The organism is Rhizobacter sp. P2_H2 (assembly GCF_056403375.1).
In genome coordinates, this window is sequence record NZ_JBFUFP010001003.1 from 1 (window position 1) to 1,984 (window position 1,984).

Consider the following 1,984-nt stretch of genomic DNA (forward strand, 5'->3'; position numbering starts at 1 on the left):
GTGTTGACCAGCGTCGACTTGCCCACGTTGGGAATACCGCAAATCAACACCCGCACCGGCTTGACCATGCCGCCGCGATGCGGGGCAAGCGCCCGGCACACCGCGATCAGCGCACGCGCCGGCGCGGTGGTGCTGGCGTCCAGCCCCAGCGAACGGGTGCCCGGCAGCGCCTGGTAGTGCGCCAGCCAAAGCTCGGAGATCTCCGGATCTGCGAGGTCCTGCTTGTTCAATACCTTCAGCGCAGGCTTGCCTGCCGTCAGTTCGGCCAGCAAGGGATTGGTGCTCGAGCCCGGTAGCCGTGCGTCGAGCAACTCGATCACCACGTCGATCTCCGGCAGGCGATCGGCGATGGCCTTGCGGGTCGTGTGCATGTGGCCTGGGAACCACTGGATGGCCATGGAAGTGCTTTCTGTGTTCTCGCGGATGGCTGCGTCGGGAGGGGGTAGGGCGATATCGATGCTACCGTCGTCGGCACCCAAGCCAACGACGACCATAGCAAACGCTTCGAGCTGCGCTCAGTTGAACATGGATTCCTGCATCGCGAGGAATCCACCGGTGAGCGCAAGCACAGCGCCCAAAACGAAAATCGGCAGCTTCTCGACCGGCGGAGGAACGATCATGACCTTGGCCGACCTGAAAGGCGTCTCTCGCAGCCGCCCGCTCCTGGCCGCCTGACGTCAACCAATGCGCTTCAAGTGCTGTGCGCAACGCGGTCGCTGCGAGGTATCTGGCCGTTGTCCGCGGGCCGTCGACTCAGGCGAGCAAGCCGCCATCGACGTTGATGATGGTTCCCGTCAGGTGTCGCGCTGCAGGACTCGCCAGGAAGCTCACGGCGGCGGCGATATCCGCCGGTTCGGCGTAGCGACCCAGCGGCGTCAGGCTGCGCTGCCAGTCGGAACTCTCCCCGTTGGACGGGTTCATGTCCGTGTTGGTGGAACCTGGCTGGACGAGATTGGCGGTGATGTCTTTCGGCCCCAGTTCCTGCGCAAGGCCGCGTGTGAAGGATTGCAGCGCCGACTTGGTCATGTAGTAGATCGTTCCCGGGGCGCCGACGATGCGCTCCGCACCGGCGGAACCGATGGTGATGACGCGACCGCCCGCGCCCAGATGCGGGATGGCGGCCTGGGTCGTCAGCACCGGGCCGCGCACGTTGACCGCAAGCAGCGCGTCAATATCGCTGACGCTGAAGTCGGCGATGGTGTCGTAGAGCGCGATTCCGGCGTTGTTGACCAGGATGTCCAGGCCTCCCAACGCGGCCACGGCTTCCTCCACCGACCGCTTGATGGCGGTCGGATCCGCACTGTCAGCCTGAATCGCCGTGCCACGCTGGCCCAGCTTTTCGATGGAAGACACCACGGCGTTTGCCCTGTCGGCCGAGTTCTGGAATGTCAGGGCAACGTCGGCGCCGTTCTCAGCCAACGCCACCGCAATGGCGGCTCCAATGCCTCGAGATCCTCCTGTGACCAGGGCGCGTTTTCCAGCAAGGGTTTTCAAGGAATCATCCTTTGTGCAGTGATCGATGCACAAATGGTAGGATTGCGGCATCGGCTGGTCAAGCTATTTGTGCAGCGATCGATGCAAAAAAAAATCATCCCTTCGAAGGCCCCCGCCCGCGTACCTCTTGCTCGTGGCCGACCGCGCGAGTTCGACCGCGAGGCGGCATTGATGAGGGCCATGCGGCTCTTCTGGATCAAGGGCTACGAGGCCACGTCGATTGCCGACCTGACCACGGCTCTGGGTATCGGTTCGACCAGCCTCTATGCCGCGTTCGGCTCGAAGGATGCGCTGTACGCCGAGGCGCTGCGCCTGTACTCCGTGACTTATGAGGACCTGGTTCTGGGGCGCTTCCACCAGGCGCCTACGGCCCGCGAAGCCGCGTTCGCCTACCTGTGGGACTCGGCCGCGGCGATGACAGGCTCCGATTGCGATCTGCCACATGGCTGCCTGGTCACGCTCGGCACTGTCGGAAGCGATGGCCATACCG

At 64.1% G+C, this 1,984-nt stretch carries 3 protein-coding genes; 1 reads left to right on the forward strand and 2 read right to left on the reverse strand.

Annotation, left to right across the window (positions count from 1 at the left end; genetic code table 11):
* Positions 1-398 (reverse strand): YlqF/YawG family GTPase (locus AC1D15_RS29325; protein ID WP_477828791.1); only part of this gene is annotated, 398 nt, incomplete at its 3' end.
* A 355-nt stretch (positions 399-753) separates the two neighbouring features.
* On the reverse strand, positions 754-1,494 hold the full coding sequence (locus AC1D15_RS29330) for an SDR family NAD(P)-dependent oxidoreductase (RefSeq protein WP_477828792.1): 741 nt from the start codon (positions 1,492-1,494) through the stop codon (positions 754-756).
* Between the two features lie 81 nt (positions 1,495-1,575).
* Here AC1D15_RS29330 and AC1D15_RS29335 point away from each other — a divergent pair.
* Positions 1,576-1,984 (forward strand): TetR/AcrR family transcriptional regulator (locus AC1D15_RS29335; protein WP_477828793.1); only part of this gene is annotated, 409 nt, incomplete at its 3' end.